Source organism: Pseudomonas sp. 5.2, from assembly GCF_059025405.1.
Map to the genome: position 1 here is coordinate 1 of NZ_JBYBHH010000058.1, position 585 is coordinate 585.

A 585-nucleotide genomic window follows, 5' to 3' on the forward strand; every position below is an offset into this window, starting at 1 on the left:
CAATCAGCGACGAACAGCGAGAGCTCCAACAACTGCGAGCCAAGGTCAAGCGACTGGAGACCGAGGCTGAAATCTTAAAAAAGGCTACGGCTCTCTTGATGTCGGATCCCGATCGTTTTTCCTGATTGAGGAGCTGAGAGAGTCGGGCTCGTATCCGACCAGCCTGCTTTGCGACGCCCTGGGCGTTTCCCGCAGTGCGTTTTATGACTGGCTTCGCCGCCGTTCAGCGCCGAATACCAAGCGTGACGCGCTCAGAGCGAAAGTCGTGCAATTGCATGTTGAAAGCCGGGGAAGCGTGGGCGCGCGGATGATCTCTCAGCACTTGAAAGCTCAACAACTCAAGGTGGGGCGTTATCTGGCCGGAAGGCTCATGGCGGAGGCAAACCTGGCCAGCAGGCAGCGCCGTCGTCATCAGTATCGCTCCAAGGGCGTCGAGGCATTTGTGGCCAAGAACCTGCTCGACCGTAACTTCGAGCCAACGGCAATCAACCAAGTCTGGTGCGGCGACGTTACCAGCCTGATGGTCGGTAAGCGCTGGTATCACTTGGCAGTGGTCATTGATCTGTTCGCCCGCCGAATTGTTGG

1 protein-coding gene is annotated in these 585 nt (G+C 57.6%); it reads left to right on the forward strand.

Translation table 11 applies throughout. From position 1 onward, the window contains the following. Positions 1 to 265 precede the first annotated feature (265 nt). The coding region (locus AC5PZ0_RS28285) for an IS3 family transposase (protein WP_493856214.1) at positions 266 to 585 on the forward strand (320 nt) is incomplete at its 3' end.